Source organism: Arenibacter sp. S6351L, assembly GCF_023016025.1.
GTDB classification, from domain to species: Bacteria; Bacteroidota; Bacteroidia; order Flavobacteriales; family Flavobacteriaceae; genus Arenibacter; species Arenibacter algicola_B.
The window spans coordinates 61039-87542 of record NZ_JALKBB010000007.1 but is presented as its reverse complement, the minus strand read 5'-3'; the positions used below and the strand labels follow the sequence as shown (position 1 = coordinate 87542).

Here is a 26504-nt window from a genome sequence, read left to right as displayed (position 1 = left end):
CCAAAATTAGTCCTTCTTAATCCAACAATGGGTAACAATAGTTACATTGGTAGCAATACTTCCACAATACTTACATATCTGTTAAACAATTGGAGTTTTAATGGTTCAGGGCCCGCTTTTTAATCATGCCCCCTTTAGTGTCATTTATGCTGTTCATTACAACAAAGGCATTGGGGTCTATTTTTTCCAGTTCAGTATTTAATTTACTAATCTCCAATCTGGTAATTACCGCATAAATAATGTCGTACTCATTATGTACGCCGCTTTTTCCATATCCGCCATGACCCTTATAAATGGTAAGGCCTCTACCTAATTTTTCCGTAATCATAAGTCTGATCTCCTCACTTCGGGCAGATATAATGGTAACCCCAGTGTACTCCTCGATCCCATCCACCACAAAATCCAAAGTTTTCGAAGCCGATAAATAGGTCAACATTGAATAAAGTGCGGTTTCCAAAGAAAGGAAGTAGGCCGCTGCCAAGAATATTATTATGTTTATCACTATAATATTATCCCCAATTTTGGTCCTTAATTTCCTGCTCAGATAAATGGCGAGAACCTCGGTGCCATCCAAGACACCACCTCCCCTAATGGAAAGACCAATTCCGGCACCTAGGAAGAAACCTCCAAAAACGGCTACCAGGAGTTTGTCCTCTGTTACTTCAGGAAAGTGTACCGTGGCCAAAACTATGGCCAAGCCAATAATTGCCAAAGAGGCCTTGATGGCAAATTGTTTGCCTATCACTTTATAACCAAGAAATATAAATGGAATATTAACAAGAATAATCAATATATATAAGGGCATAGACGAGATTTCCGAGATCAAGAGTGAGATTCCCGTTGCCCCACCATCAATAAAGCTGTTGGGCAATAGAAAACTCTCCAGACCAAAGGCAGCAGAAAAAATTCCCGCTATTATAAACAGGGCATCATGTATGTCAGCAAAAATCCCAACCCTAAACCTCCGGGATTTTTTCCAATAGGAATAGAGGTTGGAACTAAAGTCATGATTCTTTTTCTTTTTATCGGGCATATAATAATATTAAAATGAGCTTTATCAATAGCAAAGGCAGATTATCAAGGTGATTGCCAAAAAAATATCTTCAAAGATTAAAAGAAAACAAATTGCGCAATTACGGAACCGTGAAATTAAAAAATCAAATTTTAATAATGGAGATCCCTTCGGTCTTAAATAAAATTAATTTGCAGCCATTGGTTGTCCCATCAGGTTATATTACCAATATACTATCTTTGCCCTACGATGTACATCTTCCTATGAAATATCTGTTCCATATAATCATAAGCCTTTTTTGCCTTTACGGACTGCACGGTCAAAGTAAGATAGACAAGGCATTAAGGAACTTCAACAACAACAGTGTGCCTTATATAAAGGTGGACGAATTAACGCAGAATAACGAGTTCTTACTCCTTGATACCAGGAAAAAGGAGGAATTTGAGGTGAGTCATCTTAAAAATGCCGTATGGGTCGGTGACAAAGAATTTGATATAGATATGGTTTCCGACAGCATTCCCGATAAAAACACCCCCATTGTTGTCTATTGTTCCATTGGGGTGCGTTCTGAAGATGTGGGAGAAAAGCTTTTAAAAAAGGGCTATATGGAGGTTTACAATTTATACGGGGGTATTTTTGAATGGAAAAACAAGGATTTTCCAGTATATGATTCCATTGGACAAGAAACGGATAGGGTGCATGCCTATAACAAGCACTGGGGTAAAATGTTGAACAATGCCACTAAAGTATATGGACAAAGAAAACACAACAACTAAATACTTACTTTGCCAAAAGGCATAAAGCTGCCTTAATGGGCGGGACAAACAGATGGCGTCTTATCAAAATCTCAATTTCCAGCCTGCAATTCAGTAATGAATACAAAGCTATAACGACCATTAAGACCAAGTCCAATAAATTAAAAAGATATTCAACAGTCAATATGAACCACCCCAAAGACCTACTTATCATATTTACACGTAACCCGGAACTTGGCAAATGCAAAACGAGGTTGGCAGCAACTGTGGGCGACGAGAGTGCCCTTAACATATATAAATTTTTACTTGACCATACCAAGAATATTACAAAGGGTCTAAAAATTGGGAAGTGGGTGTACTATTCCGATGATATTTGGGAAAATGATATTTGGGATAAATCCGTTTATGAAAAAAAAGTGCAATCCGGTAATGATTTAGGTGAGCGCATGTCCAATGCCTTTATTGACGGATTTAATGCAGGCCATGAAAAAATTATTATTATTGGCAGTGACATGTACGATTTAAACGAAAATGATTTGTTGGAAGCTTTTCAAATCTTGGATCATCATGATTACGTAATAGGTCCGGCCATTGATGGCGGCTATTATTTGCTGGGGATGAAAGTCTTGAACCCCGTTCTTTTTAAAAATAAAACTTGGGGTACTGACACTGTATTGGAGGATACCATACAGGATTTAAAAGGTAAAAACTACGACCTGTTGGCTCCTAAAAATGATATTGACTATTTTGAAGATATCAAGGATATTGAAATCTTCCGAACCTTTTTAAAAAATTGAAATTATATGACAGGTAAATTACTGAAGGAATCTACTGATTATCTAATAGGAAAGGGCTTTGAAGCCCCTGAAATTGGCATTGTACTAGGAACAGGTTTGGGCAAACTGGCAGATGAAATTGAAAATCCGATAGAGGCACATTACAATCATATTCCCTATTTTCCTTTGGCTACCGTAGAATTCCACTCCGGTAAATTGATCTATGGAGTCTTGGAAGGCAAAAAAGTAGTCGTCATGCAGGGCAGGTTTCACTTTTACGAAGGATATGATCTTTTGGACGTTACCTACCCTATTCGGGTAATGCAAATGCTTGGAATAAAAAAACTATTTATCTCCAATGCTGCAGGGGCCATTAACCCCGATTTTAAAAAAGGTGACCTCATGCTTATCGAGGACCATATTAACCTTCAAGGCGGGTCTCCCCTAGCATTTAAAAACGTTAGTGAATTTGGAGATCGCTTTACTGATATGAGCGAACCATATGACATTCCAATGCGCAAAAGTTTGGAAAAAATAGCCAAAAAGGAAAACATTACCCTTCAGAAGGGGGTTTACGCCTCCGTGGTAGGGCCACAACTGGAAACCAAGGCGGAATACCGAATGCTGAAAATTATCGGTGCCGATGCAGTAGGAATGAGCACCGTTCCAGAGGTAATCGTTGCCAATCACCTGAAATTGCCGGTAGTGGCCGTATCTGTACTAACGGACGAATGCGACCCTGACAATCTAAAACCCGTCAACATTTCCGAAATAATTGCAATTGCAGGGAAAACGGAACCAAAAATGATAAAATTATTTAGGGAATTGATCAAGGGAATATAATTACTATTAGTGATTAGTGATTAGTGATTAGTGATTAGTGAGGAAAGGATATTACAAACCCGATGACTAACTTTTAAGCATAAAGACATGAGTTATTTAGAAGCAACAAATGAGTTATATAAGAATGCCGCATTGACCCCGGATGTTGGACTGTGCTGCACCACGAATCCTATTTGGCAGTTCCCTGGATTATCCGTCCCAAAAATTATGCAGGAGATGAACTACGGTTGTGGAAGTACGGTTTCTGCCCAGGATTTGGTCAATAACCCAAAGGTGCTATATGTAGGTGTCGGGGGCGGAATGGAGCTATTGCAGTTTTCATATTTTTCCAGACAAACGGGCGGGGTAACCGGGGTTGATGTTGTGGATGAAATGCTGGAAGCCTCCAAAGAAAACTTTAAAATAGCGGAACAGGAAAACCCTTGGTTTAAGAGCGAGTTCGTAAACCTTGTGAAAGGGGATGCCCTACACCTACCCATTGAGGATGAAAGTATAGATGTTGCAGCACAGAACTGCCTATTTAACATCTTTAAGACAGAAGACTTGAAGAAGGCCGTTTCGGAAATGTATCGTGTATTAAAACCCCATGGCCGATTGGTTATGAGCGACCCTACCTGCGAACAGCCTATGAACGAAACATTGCGTAACGATGATCGACTTAGAGCCCTTTGTTTAAGTGGCAGTATCCCAATTAAAGATTATGTGAAGGTTTTGACGGATGCAGGTTTTGGTACCATAGAAATTAGAGCTCGAAAATCCTACCGTGTTCTTTCTCCCAATCACTATCCGACAGATGATTTAATCTTTATTGAATCTATTGAAATTGCTGCCATCAAAGACCCTATGCCCAAGGACGGCCCTTGCATTTTTACTGGAAAAACAGCCATTTATTACGGTAATGAAGAATATTTTGACGATAAAAACGGCCATGTTCTAATGCAGAACCAGCCATTGGCAGTTTGTGACAAAACAGCATCGGCACTACAAAAAAGTAATTCTGAAATTCATATAAGCGATAGTACTTGGCATTATAATGGCGGAGGTTGCTGTTAATAATCAATTCGATGTAAGGTTTAAGGAGTTGGCTACACTAATAAGAGGTAAATAATATTACTATGCGCCTTAAATTATCCATATTACTGATTCTACTATTAATTGGCAGTGTTCATAGTATTGCCCCTACCCCAAGGTATACGTTAAATGATGCTCCTGAAATTGAATTTCAATTAGATCATTCCAAATGGGACATTTTACTCAAAAAGCACGTAGACGATACAGGAAATGTCAACTATAAAGGCTTTTCCGAGGATATCAAAGCACTAAAGAATTACTTGGATTATTTGGCAAAGAACCGCCCAATGGATAAGTCTCCCAAACCCGAAAGACTTGCTTATTATATAAACCTTTACAATGCCGCTACCGTAAAACTTATTTTGGACAATTATCCTACCAAAAGTATCAAGGACATCAAAAATCCATGGGGGAAAAATATTGTGCAAATGGGAGGTGAAAAAATTTCTTTGGGCGATCTGGAACACAAAATACTGCGTAAAATGGATGAACCGCGAATTCATTTTGCCATTAACTGCGCCTCTTATTCCTGTCCAAAATTATTGAACACAGCTTTTACTTCTGCCAATCTTGAAAAAATGCTGGAACAAACGGCTATAGATTTCATTAATGACCCCAAAAGAAACTTGCTATCAAAGGAAAAAGCTTCCCTATCCGAAATTTTCAACTGGTACAAAAAAGATTTTACTAAAAATGGTTCCTTGATAGATTACCTTAACAAGTATGCCTATCAAAAATTGACTTCCAATACCAAAATAAGTTATTTGAACTATAATTGGGGATTAAATGAAATTGAGTAATTCAACAACTCTTAGCATAATAATCCCAACCCTCAATGAGGCCGCCCATATTGGTAATTTGTTGCAGCATTTAAAAGCGAACAGCAACCCCGAGAATATCAAGGAAATAATTGTTGTGGATGGTGGCAGTACGGATGGCACCCCAAGCTTGGCAAAAGCTTTGGGAGCAAGGATCATCACCTCAGAAATGGGGCGTGCCAAACAAATGAACAAAGGCGCGGAATTGGCCACGGGCCACGTCCTTTACTTTTTGCACGCCGACACCTATCCGCCAAAAGACTTTGACCTTTATATTCTAAATGCCATACACCACAATATATCTTCGGGCTGCTTTAGAATGAAGTTCGATACCTCCAAAAAGTTTTTACGATTCTTCGCCTGGTTCAGCAGAATTAACCACAAGTTATGTAGGGGCGGCGATCAATCGCTGTTTATTGTTAAGGACCTATTCCAAAAATCGGGCGGCTTTAATGAAAATTATATTATTTACGAAGACTCAGAATTTATTGGCCGCCTTTACAAAATATCAAATTTTACAGTTCTGCCACATAGCGTTTTAACCTCCGCAAGAAAATATGAACAATATGGTTCTTATAAACTTCAATATCACTTTGGAATAATTCATTTGAAGAATTTATTGGGTTTTGGCCCCGACCAATTGTACCGCTATTACAAGAAAAATATCGCCCCTTAAATATCCCTAATTTCTGTTGTCAAAATCCAACAACACCCCTTCTGAAATCCATTTGGCAAGAGCTTGCCTATTGTCAGGGTCCAGGATACGCTTTTGGTCCTTTTTGTTTTTAATATTCCCAATCTCTATATAGGCCATGGCAGGCAAGGTATTTTTAACCAAATACAGTCCACTTCTATCTGCGAAGGTACCTTCATAATTTCTGTTAGGCTGGTACAACTGGTATTTTTTCAAAAAGGTCTCATGGATACTTTCCGCCAAACGCTTTCCATTCTTACTTTTCTCATGATGATAGAAAAACACGTCTATATTCTGGCCCCTGCTGCGGCTATCTACATGGGTCACTATTAACCGCTGATATTTTCCCGAATTTTCCAAATAGAGTTTGTTCACTATATCAACACGCTGCTTTAAACGCATTAATTGGTTCAAAGGGATTTCCTCATTGGGATAGGCCACCTCGTCCCTATCTATTTCCAGAACACGCTGATCCCTTATACCATCATTGGAATCCCTGATAATAATGTAGGTCTTGGCCCCATGGGATATAAGCTCCTTTGCCAATCGCAACGTAATATCGTAGGCATACTCGTCCTCAGCTATAATTTTGCCTTCATATTTTTCTATAGCACCGGGATCCGGCCCGCCGTGACCTGATATTAAATAATAAATGGCCCCTTGCAACTTATTACTTTTTATTTCAGTGGTAGCGTAATCCTTACCAAAAATATCATCGTTGAGGATATTGGATACTGCCTTAATTTCGGTAGTCTTTTTTACAACGGATTCCTCTATGGAAACAGTATCTACTGGCACGGGAGGTATAATGTATTCCCGTCCCTCATAAAGATGCATGCTATCCCGTAAATTATCTTGGTTAAGATCAACAAAATGTCCGTAGTGCCTAACCGGATTCATCCCTTGCTTCCTAAGAATGGAATAAATACCATCTCCCTTTTCCGCAATTACGGTTTTAACCGAAGTTTGGGAGAAAACCGGAAGGGAAAAAAGGGCAACTATGCAAAATACGACAAATGGTTTCATGACCAACATGATACTAATTTTACACAAATATTATCAAAAATACTGCCCAATTCCAAAAACAATCCCTTGTGAGGCATTTTTTGTGACCCCATAACCATAATCTATTCTGAAAATAGCGTTAAATATGCGCTTATGTATAAATCTGAAACCAATGCCTGGATAAATCCTTAGATTTTCACTATCCATAAAATCACTAAAATCTCCCCCAGGGTTACGCCATGTTCCTGAATCGACAAAAAAATTGCCCTGTAATACAAACCAATCCTTGTCTATAAAACTATATCTATATTCCGTATTAAACACTAAGGTGGCCGTACCCCTGTCTATTTTATTTCCCACACCCCGTATATTAATATTGTTATCTACCGAAAAAGGAGCAAAAGGTGTATCAATATTGCTGGCAATGCCCAAACGCAAGCGATTAGCCCAATTTCCTCGATATCCTATCCTTTTAAAATAGACAAAGTCATTGATCCCAATTAAGAATTCAGGTAAATTTTCATTGGGACTTTTGACATATTGAAAATTTAAAGTGCTGCCAAAACCTGAACGATAATGATAATCATATTTTATATTCTCGTAATAGTAGATAGCCTTATACAAATATTTGTCCACTTTTAATTCTTGGGGGACATTTGGGCTGGTAGCACCAGTCAGATAACTGTAATCTTCTGTAAACAAATTAATTCCAAAGTCGATCCTGTTCTTGTTGTTGATGTTGTACAAACCCAAAATTTCAAAAGCCTTGTTGTTATATCTGTAATCCGCTGTATTATTGTTAATAAAAACTGGTTCTTGGGTTGTAATATTATTGTAACTAAGTGCAAATCCAAAGTTGCCCCTAATAATATAAGGCACCCTCAAGTTTATTCCATAAGAATTAAAGATATCCCTTTGATAAAATCCACCCAATATCATGTTTCTGCCAAAAAGATTGTACTCTTGCAACCCTATTTTAAATGCAAATTCGTCGTTGGTCGAAGTATAAAGATTGGCGAAAGGAATTAAAGTAAAATGTTCTTCAACCGTATAAATAACAAATTTCTGGTCATCCGAATCGGTTTCCACACTAAAAATAGCATTGGCAATGGAAGGCAATTGTTTTAAGCGTTGAACGTCTTCTTTCAAAGCCACAGAATCCAATAAACTGCCCGACTTCACCTTTATAAGATTTTCTAAAAAAGAAACACTAGTCCTAGTGGCCCCATTAATGTTCACGGCAGTAACCGTAGGTTGCTGGGTGTATCCTGCTAAAAATAAAAAAAACAATAATACACTTAAACCAATTTTCATTATCAATGTGCAATTATATGGGAAGAGTAATCATGAATTAAATATGAAAAGGCTCCAAAAACCAAAAGGACCAAGTTCAATGATTCGGAAACCTGAAAGTAAACCCTAATACATCTTATAGAAACTCTTTATCACCTCTTGGGCCGGCTTATTTTGTGGGGTAAACCTATTATCGTTTATCCCACCCGCCTTTTCATGATCAATAAACCATTTCCACACAAATCCTCCGGCAAACCACTCCTCCTTCCAAAATTCTTCAAAAATAGCTTTGGTAGCATTTGCCTGGGCCTCAAGATTTACATCGTCCTGACTATGATCCACCAACCAAGGTTTCTTTGCCGTATAATTATTACTTCTATATCCGTATTCCGTGAAAATAATTGGTTTGTTTTTCATCAAGGCCAACGACCTTATTTTTTCTTTATGAGGCTGCCACCCCCTCCTTAATTGTTCCACAGTAGGGGTCCTCTCATCACTCAGCGGAAAGTAGGCATCTATCCCTATTAAATCCAGATCATCCCAAAAAGGCGTCCTTCCATATTCGTCCCAATTGGCAGCATAGGTAAGTTTCCCCTTATAAACACTCCTGATTTTTTTGATAAGTCCTACCCAATACTCCGGTCTATGATTAACAAATTGCTCCAACTCGGTTCCTATACAAAATGCGTCGGCTTGGGTTTCCTGCGCCAAAGTAGCATAAGTCACAATAAAGTTGGTATAAGAATTCTCCAAGGCCTTCCAATTTTCCTCAGAATTCATGGTTAAGTTACCTGTAAATTCACCCCTGGAAATCCATATTTGGGGCTTCAACATTACCTTTAAGCCATTCTGGTGCAAGATGTCTATATATTGTCTGGCCCCAGTCCTTGTTTCCCCGAACCATTGTCTTGAGGTGTCGAAAATAATTTCCGGTGAATCTGCATCCCTTATAAATCCAAAAGGCATAACTGCAGCACACTTAGCGTTGACATTCCTCACGGCATCAACATGTTCTTGTGAAACCTTATCCCTAGAGGCCACGAAACTTACTCCATTAAATTTCTCAACGGCCTGACCGCTACAACCAAGCTGTAAAAAAATTAAGATAAGTAGGCCCAGATTTCGCATCAATAAAGAATTTGAACTCTAAATTAGGCTATTTATTGGTCATTTTAAAAAATAGCCCGTAAGCCTAAGTTAAATGTTTGTCCCAAACCTGTGTTTTCACCTCTTACAAAATTGGTGTATAAAGCTTCTATATTTAAAGCATTTGTTAACTGATATTTTACACCACCTCCCAAGGCCGTATAGTTTTGAGCAAAATTATTCCCTAAATCCAATCTTTGGGAGTGTTGTGCCAGAGCCAAAATGGTAAATTTAGAACTTGGAAAATAACTTAAAAATATCCCCGGAGACAAGTTTAAGCTGTTATTAGCAAAGCTTTCACCAGCTTTTCCGAAACTTAATTCAGAATTTAGTTCAGTAAACAATTGCCATTTCCTATTGGAAAAAGTAAGGTCATAAAAAAATCGGTTTTGCCATATGTAACCTTTTTGATCCAAAAACACCCCATTTTCGGTTTCATTATCCACAAGTGGAATAAAAAAGGAACTCTGAATTGAAAAATTACTCAGCGCTTCAATAGGTACAAATTTTACGGAAGGAGCTATAGAAGTTATCCCAGACCTGGCCGTAGTATTTTCTCCATCGAACTTAAAAACATCCAAGGCATCTCTTCCACCAACAACATTGGACCTTAGCTCTATAATAGCACCAAGATTCCATCTATTATTTTCACCCGTGCCCGTATATACCTCAATAGTAGAAGTGAAAAATGTTTTTCGGGCCTCCTTACCACTGGAAAAAGTACTTTTCGTTTCCGTATAAAGATTATTAAACCATTTTAAATCCCATTGCCCTTTACCCATTAATTTAGAGGGAGTGTACTGTTGAATATTACTATCCGTATCCTGGTCAAAATCTTGGGAAATACCCATTGTAAAAACAAAGAAAGCAACCATTAAGGGCCATTTATTTTGAATGTTTTTCATTTCTATACTATGTTATGTTTAGTTCTTATAATAGGTCGGCCAATTTCAAAACCATTACATAGGGCCAAAAAAAATACGGTCTATTTAATACCCGATCTGCAAATTGCAACTAAGATTTATTTAATTTCAAAAAACCTGCAATTCAGGCACTTTAATAGTGCTTAACAGTTTAAGTTTCCCTAACACCTTCAAAAATCCCAAAAAAGTATCACATATTTATTACAAAATATTTTTTTAAGTTAGTATTTATCTAGGGTATCTAGGCGCATATCCCGATTTGATTTAAAAAAATCCAAATACCAGATAACAACAATTCCTGATGATAGACATTCCATATTAGAAACAAACTTAGATTTCATTAGCTTTGCCAAATATTTAAATAAATAGTACCGGTGGGAAGTAAGAATAAGCTGAAGCGATTCAAAGAGAATGAAACCTTTAAGAATGTAGTTCAACCCAACAGGGAGGAAATTACTAATGGCACTTTCTCCTTAAAAGGTAAATGGAATGAATTTTTTGGCAATGACAACCCTATAGTTTTGGAGCTGGGCTGTGGTAAAGGTGAATACACCATTGGGATGGCCAAGCAAAATAAAAATAAAAACTTCATTGGAATAGATATCAAGGGAGCCCGCTTTTGGCGTGGTGCCAAAACGGCCATAGAAGAGAATGTATCCAATGCTGCCTTTTTAAGAACCCAAATAGAATTAATTGACGGACTTTTTGCCGCCAATGAAGTTTCCGAGATCTGGATTACCTTTCCAGACCCCCAAATTAAATATAAGCGCACCAAGCACCGACTTACCAATGAGGCTTTTTTGGAGAAATACAAATTGATTCTTAAGGAAGATGGTGTAGTTAATCTAAAAACCGATAGCGAATTTATGCACGGCTACACCTTGGGCCTTTTACACGGAAAAGGATTGGAAGTACTCTATGCCAATCATGATGTATATAAAAACGAAGGTAGCCCAAAAGAGGTTTTGGAAATACAGACTTTCTACGAAAAACAGTATCTTGAAAAAGGAAAACCGATCACCTATATCAAGTTTAGAATTAGTTAAACCATGGAACATTTGCTAATCCTTTTTTTTGCCACATTTTCAGCTGCCTTCATGGCCACTGTTCCACCAGGGCTATTGAACATGAATGCTGCAAAAATTAGTGTGGAAAAGGGTAAGACCAATGGTATTATTTTTAGTCTGGGGGTGTCTACCATGATCATTATCCAGGCCTATATTTCAGTGTTGATTTCCAAATTTCTATTCAAACATCCGGAGATTATAGACCTTCTTTTAAAAATTGCTCTTATTGTCTTTGCTTTTTTTACCATCTATTTCTTTCTAAAGGGCAAGAAAAATAAACTTAATCGACCCAAAATAGTTAAGGTAAGCAAGAGAAATAGTTTCTTTAAAGGAGTATTGTTGGCGGCGGTAAATTTACTGACCATTCCCTATTACAGTGGCTTGAATGCCATGTGGAACGCCTCCGGCTGGATAAAATTTCAATTCCGCGATATAGCCACCTTTATTCTAGCTGCCGGATGCGGCACTTTTACAGTACTCTATTTGTACACGGTCTATTTTACCAAATTGGAAACCAAGAACAACGGGTTTTCAAAAAATTCCAATTATATCTTAAGTGCCTTAATGATGCTGCTATTGGTGATTACCTTAATACGTATTTTTTATACCTGATGAAACCCGAAAATGAAAACTTTTTTGAAAAAGTATATGCAGTGGCCAGGCAAATACCATATGGACGGGTTACCTCATATGGTGCCATTGCCAAATATCTAGGTACCGCCAGAAGCGCTAGAATGGTGGGATGGGCCATGAACGGCGCCCACAAAATTGGAGATATTCCCGCTCATAGGGTAGTTAACAGAAAAGGGCTGTTAACAGGAAAACATCATTTTGAAGGCACTAATTTAATGCAGCAGTTATTGGAAAATGAGGGAATAGAAGTGGTGGATAATCAAATCGTGGATTTTGAAAATCTCTTTTGGGATCCCTGGCAAGAATTGAAGTAATTTTCTTGATTACAATTGCCGATAATATTGGATAAATCGCAACGTATAAAGGATACTTATTGCCTTATTTTACTTTTCAATTACCTTCCTTCCTAATCTCGCTCCTAAGCCCTATCTTTGTAATTTAGAATCAGTTTTAATAATGACTGAATAAGAATGATTTAGGATGAAATTAGACAAGAAAGACATACTTAAAGCCCTTGAAAACATCACTGTCCCAGGAGAAGGACAGAATATGGTGGAAAGTGGCGCGGTTAAAAATATTATGGTTTTTGGGGACGAGGTAGTTGTTGATATTACCATTTCCAACCCAAGTTTACAGGCGAGAAAGAAAACCGAAGTTGAAATTTTGAAGGTGATACACGAGAAGGTCTACAACAAGGCCAAGATTACCGTGAACGTAAAAGTGGATGCCCCCGCTGCCAAGCCCAAGGTTAATGAGATAAAAGGAAAACCCATCCCAGGGATTAAAAATATTATTGCGGTCGCTTCTGGAAAAGGAGGGGTAGGAAAATCCACGGTTACGGCAAATTTGGCCGTCACCTTAGCTAAAATGGGGTTTAAAGTGGGCCTATTGGACGCAGACATTTATGGTCCTTCCATGCCCATCATGTTCGATGTTGCCCAGGAAAAACCTTTGGCCGTAAATATTGAAGGGAAATCCAAAATGAAGCCCGTAGAAAATTATGGCGTAAAACTCTTGTCCATTGGATTTTTTACCCAACCCAATCAGGCGGTAATTTGGAGAGGCCCCATGGCTGCCAAAGCGCTCAATCAAATGATTTTTGACGCCCATTGGGGTGAGTTGGATTTTATGTTGCTGGATCTTCCTCCAGGAACGGGGGATATACATTTAAGCATTATGCAATCCTTACCAATTACAGGGGCAGTGGTAGTAAGCACCCCGCAGGAAGTGGCCTTGGCCGATGCCCGAAAGGGAGTGGCCATGTTCCAACAAGATTCCATAAATGTACCCGTGTTGGGAATCATAGAAAATATGGCGTATTTTACACCAGAGGAATTGCCCAATAACAAATATTATATTTTTGGAAAAGAAGGAGCCAAGCATTTGTCAGAGGATTTAAATGTTCCTTTTTTAGGGGAGATACCTCTAATCCAAAGTATTAGGGAAGCCGGTGATGTAGGAAGGCCAGCGGCACTACAAACGGCAACTGCAATTGAAACAGCTTTTGAGGAAATTACAAAAAATGTAGTTCAGGAAGTGGTGGATAGAAACAAAAGTTTACCTCCAACGGAGGCTATTAAAATAACTACAATGGCAGGTTGTTCGGCTGTTAAAAAGAAGTAATTATGACATCGATTGAACTTAAAAACAACGTTGAAAAGGCTTTGGAGGAAATCCGTCCTTTTTTGCAAAGTGATGGAGGGGATATTTCCCTAATTTCCATAGACAATGATAATTCGGTTAAGGTTAAATTGGAAGGGGCCTGTGTAGGCTGTTCGGTAAACCAAATGACCCTAAAAAGTGGCGTGGAAATGACCATAAAAAAATATGCCCCGCAAATACAGGAGGTCATAAATGTGGTCCAATAAGCTGACTTTTATCATAATCTATTTTCAATTCCTTTTTTAGCTTTGTAGCTATTTTAAGTTCTTTTTTCCATGATTAAAACCGATATTCTGATTATAGGTGCAGGCCCAACAGGACTTTTTGCAGTTTTTGAAGCAGGCCTGTTACAGCTTAAATGCCATTTAATAGACGCATTACCACAAGCAGGTGGGCAGTGTTCCGAAATTTATCCTAAGAAGCCTATTTACGATATACCAGGATTCCCTGAAGTATTGGCAGGTGATCTGGTAAATAACCTTATGGAACAAATAAAAGCCTTCCAACCCGGATTTACTTTGGGGGAACGGGCCAATACTATCGAAAAATTGGAAGATGGCACCTTTTTGGTAACTACCAACAAGGGTACCAAACACAATGCCCCAATTGTGGCAATTGCCGGTGGCCTTGGTAGTTTTGAACCTAGAAAACCCTTAATAGATAGAATTAAGGATTATGAAGACAAGGGTGTGGCCTATTTTATAAAGGACCCAGAAATATATCGCAATAAAAAAGTGTTGATTGCCGGTGGTGGTGATTCCGCCCTGGACTGGAGTATCTTCTTGGCCGATGTTGCTTCGGAAGTAACTTTGGTACATAGAAGAAATGAGTTTAGAGGTGCTTTGGATTCCGTAGAGAAGGTACAGTCCTTAAAAAACCTTGGAAAAATAAACCTTATTACCCCCGCAGAAGTAGTTGGCTTAAAAGGATCGGGGAAATTAGAGGCCGTAGTAATCAACAAATCCGGCGATGAGGATGAAGAAATCATCAAAGAAATAGACCATTTCATCCCCTTGTTCGGGCTGTCGCCCAAGCTGGGACCTATTGCGGATTGGGGATTGGAAATTGAAAAGAATGCCATAAAAGTGGATACTTTCGATTACCAGACCAACATTCCAGGTATTTATGCCATTGGGGACGTAAATACGTATCCCGGAAAACTAAAATTGATCCTTTGTGGCTTTCACGAGGCAACCCTAATGTGCCAAAGTGCCTACCAACGTATTTTCCCGGACAAGAAATATGTAATGAAATATACTACCGTAGGCGGTGTATCCGGTTTTGATGGAAGTAAAAAAGAAGCCCCTAAGGCAGTAGTAAAGGCCATTGATTAAAAAAAACAACCAAATCCTAAAGTAAATCCCTTAAATTTGCTGGCTATTAGCAAAAAAGAATATTTCTGGCATGAGCGATGTTAAAATAAAAATTAAGGACAGGGACGGGGTTGTTCACGAGGTAGACGCACCCACGGATATGAATATGAACCTAATGGAGATAGTTCGTTCCTACGAACTTGCCCCTGAGGGAACCATTGGTATATGTGGTGGTATGGCCATGTGCGCCTCCTGCCAATGTTATGTAGAGTCTGACCATCAATTACCCGAAATGTCCGATGATGAGGACGCCATGCTTGCCGAAGCTTTCAATGTAAAGGATAACAGCCGCCTAGGTTGCCAAATCCATATCACAGAAGATTTGGAAGGCCTAGAAGTGGAGTTGGCGCCTGAGAGTTAACAATTAGCATTATTGTGCATCTCCGGGATTATTGTATTCTTGGACCCCACAATCCAATACACATAGTGTACCGTGGTTGAGAGCTAACTATTGGCATCCTAATATCAAATCAGGTCACAAGTACTGCCAATAGAAATTAAATCCTCGCCTGATAGGTAAATAAGTTAAAGTATCGTCCTTCTTTTGCTATTAGCTCATCATGAGTGCCTTTTTCCGCAATTCTCCCATCTTCTATTACAAGAATCTGATTGGCTTTCCTTATGGTACTCAATCTATGGGCGATGACAAAAGTAGTCCTTCCTTCGGTTAGGGTGGCTAAACTTTTTTGAATCAGGGCTTCACTTTCCGTATCCAAATTGGAAGTAGCTTCATCCAATATCAAAATTTTTGGATTGGCCAAAACGGCCCTGGCTATAGCAATACGTTGGCGCTGTCCGCCTGAAAGCTTCACTCCGCGTTCCCCAATTAGTGTGTCCAATCCTTTTTCGAACCTATCGGTGAATTCATCCACATAAGCGGCCTTAACGGCCTTTATAACTTCATCCTCCGTTGCATTGGGCCTAGGGAACATTATATTTTCCCTGATAGTGCCTTCAAACAAAAATTCATCTTGCAGAACAACCCCTAAATTCCGGCGATAACTGCTCAAATCAACTTTGGAAAGATCCTGACCATCCACGGTAATGGTCCCGGAGAGAGGGTTTAAAAAGGTTGCCGCCAAACCGGCTATGGTGGATTTTCCTGAACCGGAGCTGCCCACTAGGGCTACCACATTGCCCGACTTTACTTCAAAACTAACGTTGTGCAATACATCCTTATCCTCTTCATAGGCAAAAGAAACATCATTAAAGGCTATATCCCCTTTTATGTTTTCCAGGATAATTGTCCTTTCCTCTTCATTGGCTTCAGGTATCATATTCATTAGTTCTTCCGTACGGTCCAAGCCGGCAAGTGCCTCTGTTAGTTGACTCCCTATATTGCTCATTTGCACAATAGGTGCGATCATGATGCCCAAAACAAAGGTAAAGGACAAAAAATCCCCAAGACTCAAGCCTTCATACATTATTTTATACCCACCAATTCCCATAATTCCTGTAGTGGCAATACCAATTAAGAAAGTGGCCGAACTGGTCATAAAAGCGGTTGCCGTTAGGCTCTTTTTTACATTTTGAAACAACAGTTCCACCCCGTTCTCAAAAACCTTGGTCTCCTGCTCCTCAGCATTAAAGCCTTTAATTACCCTGATTCCGCTCAAGGTTTCTGTAAGCCTCCCTGTAACTTCGGCATTTATTTTTCCCCTATTTCTAAAAATAGGTCTAATAATCTTAAATGCTTTTAAGGCTATAAATGCAAAAATGGCCAATGGAATAAAGGTAAAGAAGGTCATAGATGGACTTATCCACAACATGTAAACCAAGGCACCTATGGCCGTAATGCTTCCCCCTACCAATTGTACCAGTCCTGTCCCAATAAGGTTGCGAACTCCCTCGACATCGGACATGATTCGGGAGACCAAAGCCCCTGATTTTGCATTATCGAAAAAACGGATCGGGAGCGAGAGTACTTTTTTCTGTACTTGAGCCCGTAGCTCCGAGATAAGGTATTGAGCCTGCACACTTAAAATTTTTGTCAACATAAAAGAAGTTATGGCCCTTACCAAAATAGACAGGATTACCACGCCTACCAAAATTTTGAGCATGTCCATATTTTTATTGGGTATAACATCATCCATAAAATATTTCAGGGAGATAGGGCCTACAAAATTGGCGGCATTGCTTATGACAATCAAGAACAGACCAATAAAAACCATATTTCGCCGAGGCCAAATTATAGTTTTAAAGGCGGTAAGCATACTAACTTTTTTATCGGACATTATGAATTATATTTTGATTGAGAGGATTTTTGAGGTATAAATGTACTTAAAGTTATTGGTAGGCGAACCATGAAACTTTCTCTGTTACTACTTAATTATAGTCCTCAGCTAACATTAAAAAACAGAAAGTATCCTAAGACTTGATCACAAATCTGAATGGAAGAGAATTGTCATTAATCAAAAATAGGAAGTACTACGGGATACAATTCATCCACGAATCTCTTATACGCCTCCCCTGAAGGATGTAGGCCATCCCCTGCTACTAAATCGGGATTGGTCAATCCATTGCGCGTTATGTCCGTAATATTTACAAAAGGAACACCATTCTGCAAAGCCGTAGCTTTTGCAAAGGCATTGTATTCATCAATTTCCTTGGAAATTTTATCTGTATTTCTACCTTCCGCAAATGGGGTATAAGCATAATCCGGAATGGAAATAACCACTACATTTTTTGGATTACCATAAGCCAATGTAATGGCCCGTTCCAAAAGTTGGGGAAACTCTTTGGTATATACCCTAAATGGCTTGCCTTGATATTGATTATTGACCCCGATTAAAAGGGTTACCAAATCATAGGAAGGCAACAAGGTCCCCTTGTTTATTGCATCCAATAAATTATCTGTACGCCATCCGGTTACAGCAATAATTTCGGTATTGACCGACACTTTTAAACCTTGCTCCAGTCTCTCCTTTAGTTGGATTGGAAAGATTTCTGCAGTAGTAACGCTGGCACCAATGGTATAACTATCCCCCAAAGCCAAATAGTTATATGTCCCAGATTCATTTAAATGTGGTCCAACCGATTCATTGGCAAGGGTAGAAGGCGGCTCTGTTTCCAAAATATTGTCCATGGAAGGTTCAATAGAGGACAACTCCCTTTCTTGGGAACATCCGAAGAAAACAATAGCAATGACAAATAACAATGATAACCGCATTGAAAGTGTTTTTTATAATTTACGAAAGAAAAGGCTAAGAGGTTTGTTCCAATTCAAAAAAGATCAAATCTTTTTTTAACCCCAATAATGACGAATTTTAAATTCAAATATAAAACTACCTAAACCATAGCGGTTTCCTTGACAATTAAAATCTGGTAAACTTGTGGCAATAGCGCTTGTGAATTACTTATTTCTTCTAGAATTCCTAAGCAATCTTAAGGTATAGGGGATTAGGATAAGCAGTAGGTTAATAATCAATAAATAGTAATATCCTTTCATACTGGTCAGTGTTTTTGATATTTATCGAGTTATTCCTTTATGATAATTATGGTGGCTTTGGACCCAGTGGATAAATTCCACATATTGGAATGTATCATTTTACCTTCATCATCATAAACATTAACTTGGGCCGTATTGGGACCTGAAGTACCTTGGTTCAGTGCCTCGAAATCAATTCTATTAAAGCCCTTCTGTAAATCTAGGTTAATTCCTTTAAAGGAACCTGTTAGAAATATATTAGGTTCCACCACCTTATCATTGAGCAATATTCTTACCCTGTCGCCATCTACGTATTCATGGTCACGGCAAACAATACCTACGAATTTCCCATTGCTCTTAATATCGCCCAAATACATATTCCCGAAAAAGGTAGAAGAGCCTTCCTTTTCCTTTTCACCAATTTTTGGATCTATTTTTAAACCATAGCCAGCCTGCACCAATTCCCTGTCCGGAAGCATCTTCACATTTCTAGCGGTAAGGGAATCCCTGAGATTGGTAGTGGGTTTTAAGGTAATAATGGACGGCATTTTCAAAGCAGTTCCCTGATTGGGATTTTCCCTAACCCCCCTGTCCCCTTCTATTTTTAGAGGATTGGTGGTAGGAAGGTCTGTTTGGGCCATACCCAACTGCGAAAATAAAAATAGAACGCAAAATAAAAATACTATTCTCATATAGCCATTTAAGGTACCTATCAGCTACAAAAATATCAAATACCTTGCCATGTGTCACTAAAATGCTGTTAAATTCACAGAATAACAAAAAAACCGGTTTAAGCATGAGCTTAAACCGGCATTAATAATTCAGGGGAGAATTCCTTAATTTTTGACCGTATCCACCGGACCCAATTGGGCAAATTCATCCTCTGTAAATAAACGGGACTTAATAACAAAGCGCAATCCCAATGGTATTTCCAAGGAAAAACTAGAACCCCGGCCTTTGGTGATATCTATGGTCAATTGGGTATGTTTCCAATATTCAAATTGATCCTTCGACATATAGAAAGGACAGTTTGCAATATCTCCTAGATAAACATCGGTTTCATTTAGCATTAATTCCCCTTTTGGAAAACACATGGGCGAAGACCCATCACAACAACCTCCAGACTGATGGAACATGAGCTCCCCATGCTGGGACTTTAGTTGCTCCAATACCTGCCTTGCATTTTCTGAAATCAATACCCTTTTCACCATTTCACATTACTTTAATTCTTAAAAGAACCCAAGTGCTTTTTTGTCGTAGGAAATAAGCATGTTTTTAGTCTGCCTATAGTGGTTCAACATCATTTTATGGGTTTCCCTACCAATACCGGATTTCTTATACCCTCCAAAAGGAGCATGTGCTGGATACGTATGATAGCTATTTACCCATACCCTACCGGCTTTAATGGCCCTTGCTACCTTATAAGCCTGGTGCGTGTCCCTTGTCCATACTCCGGCTCCCAGTCCATATAAAGTGTCATTGGCAATCTCAATGGCCTCGGCCTCATCCTTAAAGGTTGTTAGGCATACAACTGGGCCAAAGATCTCTTCCTGAAAGACCCTCATTTTATTGTTTCCTTTTAGAATGGTAGGCTGAATATAGTAACCTCCTTCCAAACCTTCATTGTAGGCGGCACTACCACCCGTAAGCACTTCACAGCCCTCCTCTTTTCCTATTTTGATGTAGTTCAGTATTTTTTCATATTGATCATTGGAGGCCTGGGCGCCCATCATAGTTTCAGGATCTAACGGATGTCCCAACCTAATTTTGTTGGTACGGGCTACAACCCGCTCAATAAATTTTTCATAAATACTTTCCTGTACCAAGATACGGGATGGAGAGGTACAAACTTCGCCTTGATTAAAGGCAAACATTGCGGCTCCCTCCAAGCATTTGTCGAAGAATTCATCATCTGCCTCCATAATACTTTCAAAAAATACGTTGGGCGATTTACCTCCTAATTCCAAGGTAACAGGGATTATGTTTTTGGAGGCATACTGCATAATAAGTTGGCCTGTAGTAGTCTCACCTGTAAATGCAATCTTATTGATCCTTGGATTGGAAGCCAAAGGTTTACCTGCCTCAATACCAAATCCGTTCACTACATTGAGCACACCGCCCGGCAATACATTTTCTATAAGTTCCATTAACACAAGAATACCCACTGGGGTTTGTTCTGCTGGTTTTAAAACTACACAGTTTCCAGCAGCCAGTGCAGGTGCCACCTTCCAAGCGGCCATAAGCAGTGGAAAGTTCCAAGGAATAATTTGCCCAACAACTCCTAAAGGCTCCGGAATGTTTAACGAAAGGGTATTGGCATCCAGTTCACTGGCCGTGCCTTCCTCTGCCCGTATGACCCCCGCAAAATAGCGAAAATGATCTATGGCCAAAGGCAAATCGGCTGCCATGGTTTCCCTAATTGGCTTACCGTTGTCCCAGGTTTCGGCCCGTGCCAAGACTTCTAGGTTTTGTTCCATGATATCCGCAATTTTCAATAACAAATTGCTCCTGGACGCCGCTGAGGAATTATTCCATTCCGGGGCTGCAGCCCATGCGGCATCCAACGCCAGTTCAATATCCTCTGCAGTAGATCGTGCTATTTTCGTAAAACTATTGCCATCCACCGGTGAGATATTATCAAAATACTCCCCTTTGGTGGGCGAAACCCATTTACCCCCAATAAAGTTTTCATACTGACTTTTAAATACTGGTCTTTCAACCCTGTTCTGTGCTGTGGTCTTTACATCTCCCATGATCGTATATTTTTAATTAATATTAAATTTCATTTTGCCAATCGCCATTGGCCGAGCCATATCCTAAGTGTAAGTGGCTTGTTTTCAAATGTATGAAGCGTTTTTGTTAAAATTCTGACCCATCCTATCAATAACATGAACTATCCTATCAATAATTGCCTATATCCTAATTTGACGGGTTTAATTTTGTATTTTTATTAAAATAAGCTCGTAGAATTATAATTAATGACAATTTAAACAAGTCCGTGATGCAGCTGTCCAACGCTTACTTTAATAATAGGAAATTGGAAACTTTGGTCGAGAATCAAACGACCTATACGTTGAACAATGCTGCCATGCACGTTTTTGAAACCCATCAGCAGGCGGAACAAATATTGCTCCAATTTGACCAACCCGTACTGGCAAGCATGCTAAGTGGCAAGAAAATTATGCATCTCAGGGACCATGAGTCCTTTAACTTCTTACCCGGTGAGTCGCTAATATTGCCATCCAAAGAAGTAATGTGTATTGATTTTCCCGAAGCAAAGGCCAGCAACCCTACCCGTTGCCTGGCCATGGCCATTTCTGAAGATAAAATAAAGCAGATGTTAAGTGTAATGAATGAAACCATGCCCAAATTGGATGGCAAGGAATGGGCTTTGATGGATTATAATTTTCATTTCACCAATGATATCGGTCTCTATCAGATTTTACAGCGATTGCTTTTTCTATTCACAGAGAATCATCAGTCCAAAGACCTTTTTGTAGACAATATGCTAAGCGAATTGATAGTGCGGATATTACAGAGCAATGAGCGCAAAATTTACACGGAACAAACTCTGGAAATCAGCAACACCAGCAGGCTAGGGTATATAGTCTCCTTTATTAGGGAAAACATTTACCAGCCTCTAAGTATTGAAACATTGAGCAAAAAGGCCCATATGAGCGAGTCCCATTTTTACAGGGTCTTTAAAAATGAACTTGGCATTTCTCCTGTGGAATTCATTAATAATGAACGAATTAAACTGGCCGTTAGCCTTTTGCAGGACCCAAAACGCACCATAAAAGAAGTTTTTATGGAATGCGGGTTTGAAAGTAGATCTTATTTTAACCGTGTATTCAAGAGAAAGAAAAATGTTTCCCCAGGTGAATATCAAGCCAATGTTGTTCGGGAAAAGAGATTTTAAATTTAGCAAAACGACCCATTAACTACCCCAAACTTTTCTTAGAAACCGAATAAAATTATTGCTCATTATATTTTCAATATCCGCTTCCGAATAGCCTCTTTCTGAAAGCAGCTTAGGAACCTTTTGAAGGTCTGTGATCGTATCCAGGTCGGTTGGACATTGCTCTTTCCCAAAGCCTCCATCCAGATCGGTCCCTATCCCAACATGCAGGGAATTTCCAGCTAACTGGCAGATATGGTCTATGTTGTTGATCATTTGTGTAAGGGTAACATCCATTCTCTCAGGTGTTGAAACCCCTCGAACCCAATCAGGGACCATCATCCAAGCATCCAGGGCTATTCCAATTACTGCATTCCTACCTATAAGTTCCCTTATTTGTTCATCAGTGAATTGTCTGTTATGCTCCACAAATTTTCGGCAATTATTGTGGCTTGCCCAGACCGGACCATTGTAAACCTTCATCGTTTCCCAAAAACTTACATCGCATAAATGGGTAGCATCCAGTATTAGGTTTAATCGTTCTATTTCCTTTAAAAGCTCCTTCCCTTTATGTCCAATCCCTCCAACCGAATCCGTTCCGTGTGCATAGGTCCCCGGACCATAATGAGCAGGACCAATGGCCCTGAGACCCTGTTCATAGGAGCGCTCCAGATGTTCCAAAGTAATTATGGAATCGGCACCTTCCAAACTAAGTATATAGCCAATGGGGCTTTTGTCCTTGCCTTTTTTCCATACGTCCAAATGTGCATCCAACTCGGCCAAATTTCTAATTTGGACCATTTCGCCTATTTCCTCCATAGCCCTGTACCAAGCCAACTGTCCCTGGGTCTGGGCCCAAGCTTGGTAGGGAGAGTTCCACCCGGGCAAAGGGTTTTCCTTCTTTACATATCTTGCTATTTGGGTGGCAACACACAATCCTATATTCCCATTGCGCATGGCATCAAAAGACACCGTATTATTGGCTCTATCCGGTTTATCGGTCATGCCCTTTTCGCTTTCCCTGATATCAGCTATGGTCCAAGTTAAATCCCTGTTCCATTCCATGGCATTCATAGCCAGATCCAAATGGGCATCAAATACGAACATATTTTTAAATTTATCCCAACTGTAGGCCCAACCTATAATTATTGGTCCTGGTAAAGGAGAGGTTTATATATTTATTTTAAGATTTCTTGCAGCTACCTGCCAGGCACCGGTTAAGCTTTCATCAACTACGGTTAGGACTTCTTTATATTTAGCTACGGTTGGACAAATATGTACTGGAATAGCATAAACGGCGTCCCCCACCGTGAACATTTCATCATTGGGGCATTGCACAATTAAATGCTCTTCACTCTGCCCTATTTGGGTACAACCTTCTCCTTCCAACAACATTACCCTTGGGAAATTCATCTCTGAAGCCAAGTGTTTATGTCCCAAATCGAAACAGACTAAATTGGCCTTAGGTTTACTGATTACCCTGGTCAATAAAACAGCGGCCGGCAGAAACTCCATGTCCTTATAGGAGGCCGCATAGCCAGCATCCCATAAAAGTGTTGTTCCCGGGCTAGTTTCCACCCCTTCGCGCTTTAAATGAATGGGAAAGGTTGGCGAACCACCGGCCACAATGGTGGGCACAGGGCAACCCAATTCCTCCAGATTTCCTTTCAAATCCAAAACCGCTTCAAAATCTTCATTGCATTTCTTCTCTCTTTCAGATAGGTCTTTATTGTGGATATGCCCGTCGTATACATGTAATCCTGCGGCCTTCAAATTGGGGTCTTCATATATTTTTTTATATAATTCCACAGCATCGGCATTGGGCTCAATACCAGTTCTGTTCATCCCATTGTTTATATCTACCCAAAGTGCCACTTTAATGTCTTTGTCCCTAGCGGTTTCAGCGATTTTTTCAACAATCTGGGCATTATCAACAATGGCAGAAAATGTACTGTTGGGGAATTCCGAAATTAGACTGAAAAATCGGTTTATATTGGGGCCAACAGGTTGTACGGCAAGTAGTATATCCGCTGCGCCACAATTCCCCAGGAGTTCGGCTTCGGCAATGGTAGCACACTTAAATTTTTGGATACCTCTATTTAACTGAAGTTGAACAAGCTCTGCGGTTTTATGTGTTTTTATATGTGGCCTAAGGTTTAGGGTACCACCGGCCATGGCTATCATGGTGCTTATGTTTTTTTCTATCCTATCCGGATAAACCAAAAGGGCAGGGGTAATTATATCCTTTGGGTCCGTAATTCTATACCATTCCTCGTTCATTATAGCATTGGGTTTTACATCAATAAAGCTCAAACATCGCCTCAACCTCTACTGGAATATTATCGGGTAGCATCATCCCTACAGCACTGCGTACACCAATACCATTTTCCTTACCAAAAACATCGGCCAACAATTCACTAAAGCCATTTATTACAAAGGGCTGTTTTCCAAAATCCGGGGTTGAATTTACCATCCCCAAAACCTTTACTACCCTTTTTATTTTGTCCAAGCTACCAAAATGTGTCTGAATCGTAGAGAGCATTGTAAGGCCTACCTGTCTTGCAGCCAGTTTGGCTTCTTCGGCGTTCATATCAAAACCTGCTATCCCGATCATTAAAGATCCGTCGTTTTGAATTGGGCCCTGGCCCGAAACATATAAAAACTTATCTACTACCAAAATAGGCCTATACACCCCGGCCGGTTTTGGGGCTGGAGGAAAAACCAATCCTAATTCCTTAATTTTTTCTGTAGGTGAACTACTCATAATTGATTCTTTAATTAAACAAACAAACTCAAAATCATTACTCCTATCAATCCCATTACGCCCACAGTGGTTTCCATAACCGTCCACGTTTTTAGGGTATCCTTAATGGAAAGGTTAAAATATTCCTTGAACAACCAGAACCCTCCATCGTTTACATGGGAAAGCATTAAACTCCCGGACCCAATGGCGAGCACCATTAATTCCGGACTCACCCCGGTAGCGCCTATTAAGGGCATTACTATACCAGCAGTAGTTAATCCAGCAACCGTTGCCGAACCCACGCACACCCTAATAACAGTTGCCACAAGCCAGGCCAAAAGTAAAGGGGAAAAGCTGGAATCCTTTAGGATATTGGCAATATAATCACTAACCCCACTATCTACTAATACCTCTTTTAGTGCGCCTGCGCCAGCAATAATTAAGAGTACCATGGTTATACCGGAAATGGAACTTGCAACAGACACCATTATTTCGGTCATTTCCTTCCCCCTAGCCAGACCCAATGTATAAATGGCCACTAAAACAGCGATCAACATAGCAATTACCGGGTTGCCTATGAAATTGACAATAGGTAAAATAGCAGTATCCTTGGGCAATAAAAGATCTGCCACAGTGGCCAGCATAATTAAAATAACAGGGAGAAGTGCGGTAAAAATACTGACATTTATACCTGGCATTTCTTCCTCCTTCAATATAGTCGGGTTTACAAATTCTTGAATAGGAGTGGCCGTTATATTTTTAATGGTCCGGGAAAATACTGGACCTGCCAATGTAATTGCCGGAATTGCAATAATAGTTCCATAGAGAAGGGTTTTACCAATATCAGCATTAAACATTGAAGCTATTGCCGTAGGCGCAGGATGCGGAGGAAGAAAACCATGCGTTACGGAAAGTGATGCGATCATTGGCAGCCCCACATATAATAATGGCAACCCGGTTGAAGCCGCAATAGTAAAGATCAAAGGAATCAATATTACAAACCCTACAGAGTAAAACATGGGGATGCCTACAATAAATCCAGTCAAAACCAAAGCCCATTGAATATTTTTGATACCAAATTTGGCCACCAATTTGGTCGTTATTTGCTGTGCTGCACCACTATCCGCAACCAGTTTGCCTAACATTGCCCCTAAACCTAATATGATTACCAGGAAACCTAGCGTATTCCCAATCCCATTTTGGATGGAATGTATTACCCCCTGCAATTCCATTCCCTCGGCAATACCCACGGCAAGGGACACGATGATAAATGCTATAAAGGCGTTAAGCTTAAATTTGGCAATGAGTAAAAAGAGGAGAATTAATCCAAGTACAACAATAAGTAAAGGCATAGTATTGGTGTGG

The 26504-nt window shown here is 39.6% G+C and carries 28 protein-coding genes; 14 read left to right on the top strand and 14 right to left on the bottom strand.

The genetic code is table 11. The features are described from left to right. Window positions 1-97: 97 nt before the first annotated feature. Window positions 98-1033 (bottom strand): YitT family protein, encoded by a 936-nt coding sequence (locus MWU82_RS07885; RefSeq protein WP_215949526.1) that lies wholly within the window; start codon window positions 1031-1033, stop codon window positions 98-100. 137 nt (window positions 1034-1170) lie between these two features. Between MWU82_RS07885 and MWU82_RS07880 the strand changes: the two genes are divergently transcribed. The 6 genes from MWU82_RS07880 to MWU82_RS07855 all read left to right on the top strand — a co-directional run bounded on the left by MWU82_RS07880 (window position 1171) and on the right by MWU82_RS07855 (window position 5951). Further along, complete coding sequence (locus tag MWU82_RS07880) at window positions 1171-1788, top strand: rhodanese-like domain-containing protein (protein ID WP_247095983.1); 618 nt, start codon at window positions 1171-1173, stop codon at window positions 1786-1788. Window positions 1789-1952: 164 nt separating this feature from the next. Beyond that, a complete protein-coding gene (locus tag MWU82_RS07875; RefSeq protein WP_247096084.1) occupies window positions 1953-2564 on the top strand; it encodes a TIGR04282 family arsenosugar biosynthesis glycosyltransferase in 612 nt (203 codons plus the stop codon). A 6-nt stretch (window positions 2565-2570) separates the two neighbouring features. Beyond that, complete coding sequence (locus MWU82_RS07870) at window positions 2571-3386, top strand: purine-nucleoside phosphorylase (protein ID WP_215949527.1); 816 nt, start codon at window positions 2571-2573, stop codon at window positions 3384-3386. Window positions 3387-3473: 87 nt separating this feature from the next. Further along, window positions 3474-4439, top strand: a complete 966-nt coding sequence (gene arsM, locus MWU82_RS07865; RefSeq protein ID WP_215949528.1) for an arsenosugar biosynthesis arsenite methyltransferase ArsM — start codon at window positions 3474-3476, stop codon at window positions 4437-4439. A gap of 62 nt (window positions 4440-4501) precedes the next feature. Beyond that, entirely contained in the window at window positions 4502-5257 is a 756-nt protein-coding gene (locus MWU82_RS07860) for a DUF547 domain-containing protein (RefSeq protein ID WP_247095981.1), read from the top strand. Next, window positions 5244-5951 carry a TIGR04283 family arsenosugar biosynthesis glycosyltransferase gene (locus MWU82_RS07855; protein WP_215949530.1) on the top strand — a complete coding sequence of 236 codons (708 nt, stop codon included), beginning with the start codon at window positions 5244-5246 and terminating at the stop codon, window positions 5949-5951. The genes MWU82_RS07860 and MWU82_RS07855 overlap by 14 nt, the downstream gene beginning before the upstream one ends. Before the next feature lie 6 nt (window positions 5952-5957). Here MWU82_RS07855 and MWU82_RS07850 read toward each other — a convergent pair whose 3' ends face one another. From MWU82_RS07850 to MWU82_RS07835, 4 genes are all read right to left on the bottom strand, one after another. Then, window positions 5958-7004, bottom strand: a complete 1047-nt coding sequence (locus MWU82_RS07850) for an N-acetylmuramoyl-L-alanine amidase (RefSeq protein ID WP_215949531.1) — start codon at window positions 7002-7004, stop codon at window positions 5958-5960. 24 nt (window positions 7005-7028) lie between these two features. After that, a complete protein-coding gene (locus MWU82_RS07845; protein ID WP_247095979.1) occupies window positions 7029-8288 on the bottom strand; it encodes a POTRA domain-containing protein in 1260 nt (419 codons plus the stop codon). Between the two features lie 105 nt (window positions 8289-8393). Continuing rightward, complete coding sequence (locus MWU82_RS07840) at window positions 8394-9395, bottom strand: glycoside hydrolase TIM-barrel-like domain-containing protein (protein WP_215949533.1); 1002 nt, start codon at window positions 9393-9395, stop codon at window positions 8394-8396. A gap of 44 nt (window positions 9396-9439) precedes the next feature. Continuing rightward, a complete protein-coding gene (locus MWU82_RS07835; protein WP_247096083.1) occupies window positions 9440-10288 on the bottom strand; it encodes a hypothetical protein in 849 nt (282 codons plus the stop codon). A gap of 422 nt (window positions 10289-10710) precedes the next feature. Between MWU82_RS07835 and trmB the strand changes: the two genes are divergently transcribed. From trmB to MWU82_RS07800, 7 genes are all read left to right on the top strand, one after another. After that, window positions 10711-11382, top strand: coding sequence for a tRNA (guanosine(46)-N7)-methyltransferase TrmB (trmB, locus tag MWU82_RS07830; protein WP_215949535.1), 672 nt, complete (start codon window positions 10711-10713; stop codon window positions 11380-11382). Window positions 11383-11385: 3 nt separating this feature from the next. Beyond that, a complete protein-coding gene (locus MWU82_RS07825; protein WP_215949536.1) occupies window positions 11386-12015 on the top strand; it encodes a LysE family transporter in 630 nt (209 codons plus the stop codon). After that, a complete protein-coding gene (locus MWU82_RS07820) occupies window positions 12015-12350 on the top strand; it encodes an MGMT family protein (protein WP_215949537.1) in 336 nt (111 codons plus the stop codon). Before MWU82_RS07825 ends, MWU82_RS07820 begins: the two co-directional genes overlap by 1 nt. Window positions 12351-12516: 166 nt before the next feature. Further along, window positions 12517-13659, top strand: coding sequence for an Mrp/NBP35 family ATP-binding protein (locus MWU82_RS07815; protein WP_215949538.1), 1143 nt, complete (start codon window positions 12517-12519; stop codon window positions 13657-13659). A 2-nt stretch (window positions 13660-13661) separates the two neighbouring features. Next, window positions 13662-13904 carry a NifU family protein gene (locus MWU82_RS07810; RefSeq protein ID WP_072860500.1) on the top strand — a complete coding sequence of 81 codons (243 nt, stop codon included), beginning with the start codon at window positions 13662-13664 and terminating at the stop codon, window positions 13902-13904. A 69-nt stretch (window positions 13905-13973) separates the two neighbouring features. After that, a complete protein-coding gene (locus MWU82_RS07805; RefSeq protein ID WP_215949539.1) occupies window positions 13974-15032 on the top strand; it encodes an NAD(P)/FAD-dependent oxidoreductase in 1059 nt (352 codons plus the stop codon). A gap of 70 nt (window positions 15033-15102) precedes the next feature. After that, window positions 15103-15432 carry a 2Fe-2S iron-sulfur cluster-binding protein gene (locus tag MWU82_RS07800; protein ID WP_031445582.1) on the top strand — a complete coding sequence of 110 codons (330 nt, stop codon included), beginning with the start codon at window positions 15103-15105 and terminating at the stop codon, window positions 15430-15432. A 136-nt stretch (window positions 15433-15568) separates the two neighbouring features. On the opposite strand, the gene MWU82_RS07795 is transcribed toward MWU82_RS07800, so the two are convergent. From MWU82_RS07795 to MWU82_RS07775, 5 genes are all read right to left on the bottom strand, one after another. Further along, entirely contained in the window at window positions 15569-17305 is a 1737-nt protein-coding gene (locus MWU82_RS07795; protein WP_215949540.1) for an ABC transporter ATP-binding protein, read from the bottom strand. Between the two features lie 173 nt (window positions 17306-17478). Further along, complete coding sequence (locus MWU82_RS07790) at window positions 17479-18240, bottom strand: SGNH/GDSL hydrolase family protein (protein ID WP_247095978.1); 762 nt, start codon at window positions 18238-18240, stop codon at window positions 17479-17481. Window positions 18241-18548: 308 nt separating this feature from the next. Further along, window positions 18549-19190, bottom strand: a complete 642-nt coding sequence (locus tag MWU82_RS07785; protein WP_215949541.1) for a hypothetical protein — start codon at window positions 19188-19190, stop codon at window positions 18549-18551. 144 nt (window positions 19191-19334) lie between these two features. Further along, a complete protein-coding gene (locus MWU82_RS07780) occupies window positions 19335-19709 on the bottom strand; it encodes a DUF779 domain-containing protein (RefSeq protein ID WP_247095976.1) in 375 nt (124 codons plus the stop codon). A gap of 18 nt (window positions 19710-19727) precedes the next feature. Further along, on the bottom strand, window positions 19728-21251 hold the full coding sequence (locus MWU82_RS07775; protein ID WP_111622421.1) for an aldehyde dehydrogenase family protein: 1524 nt from the start codon (window positions 21249-21251) through the stop codon (window positions 19728-19730). A gap of 248 nt (window positions 21252-21499) precedes the next feature. Here MWU82_RS07775 and MWU82_RS07770 point away from each other — a divergent pair, with 248 nt between their 5' ends. Further along, window positions 21500-22417: an AraC family transcriptional regulator gene (locus tag MWU82_RS07770; RefSeq protein ID WP_247095974.1), complete on the top strand. Its 918-nt coding sequence runs from the start codon at window positions 21500-21502 to the stop codon at window positions 22415-22417. 18 nt (window positions 22418-22435) lie between these two features. On the opposite strand, the gene MWU82_RS07765 is transcribed toward MWU82_RS07770, so the two are convergent. From MWU82_RS07765 to MWU82_RS07750, 4 genes are all read right to left on the bottom strand, one after another. Next, entirely contained in the window at window positions 22436-23503 is a 1068-nt protein-coding gene (locus tag MWU82_RS07765; RefSeq protein WP_215949544.1) for a membrane dipeptidase, read from the bottom strand. Window positions 23504-23566: 63 nt separating this feature from the next. Further along, window positions 23567-24676: a D-TA family PLP-dependent enzyme gene (locus tag MWU82_RS07760; RefSeq protein ID WP_247095972.1), complete on the bottom strand. Its 1110-nt coding sequence runs from the start codon at window positions 24674-24676 to the stop codon at window positions 23567-23569. 19 nt (window positions 24677-24695) lie between these two features. Next, window positions 24696-25160, bottom strand: a complete 465-nt coding sequence (locus tag MWU82_RS07755; RefSeq protein WP_215949546.1) for a RidA family protein — start codon at window positions 25158-25160, stop codon at window positions 24696-24698. 14 nt (window positions 25161-25174) lie between these two features. Continuing rightward, a complete protein-coding gene (locus MWU82_RS07750) occupies window positions 25175-26491 on the bottom strand; it encodes a gluconate:H+ symporter (RefSeq protein ID WP_247095970.1) in 1317 nt (438 codons plus the stop codon). Window positions 26492-26504 lie beyond the last annotated feature (13 nt).

Coding starts and splice junctions, on each gene's coding strand:
- MWU82_RS07885 (WP_215949526.1), bottom strand. CDS start 1,033: ATGCCCGATAAAAAGAAAAAGAATCATGACTTTAGTTCCAACCTCTAT.
- MWU82_RS07880 (WP_247095983.1), top strand. CDS start 1,171: ATGGAGATCCCTTCGGTCTTAAATAAAATTAATTTGCAGCCATTGGTT.
- MWU82_RS07875 (WP_247096084.1), top strand. CDS start 1,953: ATGAACCACCCCAAAGACCTACTTATCATATTTACACGTAACCCGGAA.
- MWU82_RS07870 (WP_215949527.1), top strand. CDS start 2,571: ATGACAGGTAAATTACTGAAGGAATCTACTGATTATCTAATAGGAAAG.
- arsM (WP_215949528.1), top strand. CDS start 3,474: ATGAGTTATTTAGAAGCAACAAATGAGTTATATAAGAATGCCGCATTG.
- MWU82_RS07860 (WP_247095981.1), top strand. CDS start 4,502: ATGCGCCTTAAATTATCCATATTACTGATTCTACTATTAATTGGCAGT.
- MWU82_RS07855 (WP_215949530.1), top strand. CDS start 5,244: ATGAAATTGAGTAATTCAACAACTCTTAGCATAATAATCCCAACCCTC.
- MWU82_RS07850 (WP_215949531.1), bottom strand. CDS start 7,004: ATGTTGGTCATGAAACCATTTGTCGTATTTTGCATAGTTGCCCTTTTT.
- MWU82_RS07845 (WP_247095979.1), bottom strand. CDS start 8,288: ATGAAAATTGGTTTAAGTGTATTATTGTTTTTTTTATTTTTAGCAGGA.
- MWU82_RS07840 (WP_215949533.1), bottom strand. CDS start 9,395: ATGCGAAATCTGGGCCTACTTATCTTAATTTTTTTACAGCTTGGTTGT.
- MWU82_RS07835 (WP_247096083.1), bottom strand. CDS start 10,288: ATGGTTGCTTTCTTTGTTTTTACAATGGGTATTTCCCAAGATTTTGAC.
- MWU82_RS07825 (WP_215949536.1), top strand. CDS start 11,386: ATGGAACATTTGCTAATCCTTTTTTTTGCCACATTTTCAGCTGCCTTC.
- MWU82_RS07820 (WP_215949537.1), top strand. CDS start 12,015: ATGAAACCCGAAAATGAAAACTTTTTTGAAAAAGTATATGCAGTGGCC.
- MWU82_RS07815 (WP_215949538.1), top strand. CDS start 12,517: ATGAAATTAGACAAGAAAGACATACTTAAAGCCCTTGAAAACATCACT.
- MWU82_RS07810 (WP_072860500.1), top strand. CDS start 13,662: ATGACATCGATTGAACTTAAAAACAACGTTGAAAAGGCTTTGGAGGAA.
- MWU82_RS07805 (WP_215949539.1), top strand. CDS start 13,974: ATGATTAAAACCGATATTCTGATTATAGGTGCAGGCCCAACAGGACTT.
- MWU82_RS07800 (WP_031445582.1), top strand. CDS start 15,103: ATGAGCGATGTTAAAATAAAAATTAAGGACAGGGACGGGGTTGTTCAC.
- MWU82_RS07795 (WP_215949540.1), bottom strand. CDS start 17,305: ATGTCCGATAAAAAAGTTAGTATGCTTACCGCCTTTAAAACTATAATT.
- MWU82_RS07790 (WP_247095978.1), bottom strand. CDS start 18,240: ATGCGGTTATCATTGTTATTTGTCATTGCTATTGTTTTCTTCGGATGT.
- MWU82_RS07785 (WP_215949541.1), bottom strand. CDS start 19,190: ATGAGAATAGTATTTTTATTTTGCGTTCTATTTTTATTTTCGCAGTTG.
- MWU82_RS07780 (WP_247095976.1), bottom strand. CDS start 19,709: ATGGTGAAAAGGGTATTGATTTCAGAAAATGCAAGGCAGGTATTGGAG.
- MWU82_RS07775 (WP_111622421.1), bottom strand. CDS start 21,251: ATGGGAGATGTAAAGACCACAGCACAGAACAGGGTTGAAAGACCAGTA.
- MWU82_RS07770 (WP_247095974.1), top strand. CDS start 21,500: ATGCAGCTGTCCAACGCTTACTTTAATAATAGGAAATTGGAAACTTTG.
- MWU82_RS07765 (WP_215949544.1), bottom strand. CDS start 23,503: ATGTTCGTATTTGATGCCCATTTGGATCTGGCTATGAATGCCATGGAA.
- MWU82_RS07760 (WP_247095972.1), bottom strand. CDS start 24,676: ATGAACGAGGAATGGTATAGAATTACGGACCCAAAGGATATAATTACC.
- MWU82_RS07755 (WP_215949546.1), bottom strand. CDS start 25,160: ATGAGTAGTTCACCTACAGAAAAAATTAAGGAATTAGGATTGGTTTTT.
- MWU82_RS07750 (WP_247095970.1), bottom strand. CDS start 26,491: ATGCCTTTACTTATTGTTGTACTTGGATTAATTCTCCTCTTTTTACTC.